This is a genomic window from Allobosea sp. NPDC055332 (assembly GCF_053645455.1).
This window is the reverse complement of sequence record NZ_JBSHMO010000045.1, coordinates 1-1,020: the sequence shown is the minus strand read 5'-3', so window position 1 is coordinate 1,020 and position 1,020 is coordinate 1. Positions and strand designations below refer to the sequence as shown.

Annotated in this window: 2 protein-coding genes; both read left to right on the top strand. The window is 56.1% G+C overall.

The features are described from left to right. The coding region (locus ACWIGM_RS31590) for a hypothetical protein (RefSeq protein WP_187216844.1) at window positions 1-253 on the top strand (253 nt) is incomplete at its 5' end. A 7-nt stretch (window positions 254-260) separates the two neighbouring features. After that, the coding region (locus ACWIGM_RS31585) for a DUF968 domain-containing protein (protein ID WP_454029873.1) at window positions 261-1,020 on the top strand (760 nt) is incomplete at its 3' end.

The following is a 1,020-nucleotide window of genomic DNA, read 5'->3' as shown; positions in this document are numbered from 1 at the left end:
GCTGAAGCAGTATGGTATCCGCCTGACGGCTAATCAGGCATATCACCAGATGGCGAAGCTGGGGATTGTTGAACAACGCGAACGATACAGCCGTACCGCGATTAACAACATCAAAAAATTCTGGTCGCTGACGGCGAAAGGCTGCATGTTCGGCAAGAACATCACCAGTCCCGCAAATCCGCGCGAGACGCAGCCGCATTTCTTCGAATCCCGATTCCCTGAGCTGTTAAAGCTGCTCGATACCGTTCATTGAGGTGACCGTGAGAGCACTACTGACCCCTGAAATTGCCCCGCGTATGGGGATCGTATTGTTCAGGCCCGGTTCAGAGCTGATGCCCCTGTTTATGCAGGGGCGTGTCCTGCTGGAGCCTGAGCCGGAACGTTATTCATCTTTCGCCAGTGGTGCCGTTCCGGCGGCATCACAACCGCTGGCGGATGATCCTGCCGTTCGGGCCGTGTTCCGCAATGAGGCAGTGATCCGTCGTGCTGGTGGCGTGGAATGTCTTGAAAGCTGGTTACTTCGTGAAAAAGGCTGCCAGTGGCCTCATTCCGACTGGCACAGCGAGAACATGACCACAATGCGACACGCGCCGGGCGCGATCCGTCTGTGCTGGCACTGCGATAACCAGCTGCGCGATCAGTTCACGGAACGGCTGGAATCAATGGCAACGGATAACTGTGCCCGCTGGGTGTTGTCTGTAGTCCGTCGAGATCTCGGTTTTGATGATAACCATGCCGTGACAATGCCGGAACTGTGCTGGTGGCTGATTCGTAATGACCTGGCGGATGCCTTACCTGAAAGCGCAGCCCGTAAGGCGCTGAGATTACCGAAACCTGTTGTGCCGTCTGTCACCCGGGAGAGTGACCTTGTGCCTTCGGTTCCTGCCGCCAGCATCATCCAGGATAAAGCGAAAAAGGTGCTGGCGCTGAAAGTGGATCCGGAGTCGCCGGAGTCTTTTATGTTACGCCCAAAACGCCGCCGCTGGGTTAATGAAAAGTACACGCGCTGGGTTAAGACAC